The following is a 325-nucleotide window of genomic DNA, read 5'->3' on the forward strand; positions in this document are numbered from 1 at the left end:
ATTGCATCTAGGAACGCTGCCGTTTTAGGTACGCTTGTTTTTGCTCGCATACCACCAATAATATCTCTAAGAGATTTCTTAGTTAATACTTCCTCGATGTATCCAGCTTCTTCAGGAACATTTTGGTTCAAGATAACTCTACCCAAAGTAGTCTCAATGATTTGGTACACTAATTCACCTGCATCATTAAAATCTTTTGTTCTAATTTGAATTTGAGCGTTTAGATCTACCATCTTCTCGTTGTAAGCAATTACTGCTTCTTCTGCCGAGTAAAATGGTAAACCTTCACCTTTTACTTTCATGTCTTTTGTAGACAACTTAAGCT

Annotated in this window: 1 protein-coding gene; it reads right to left on the reverse strand. The window is 36.3% G+C overall.

Translation table 11 applies throughout. The features are described from left to right. A partial coding sequence (locus ACY2RS_RS15530; protein WP_490099580.1) for a hypothetical protein occupies positions 1-325 on the reverse strand: 325 nt, incomplete at both ends.

It is taken from the genome of Patiriisocius sp. 208BN25-11 (genome assembly GCF_058147145.1).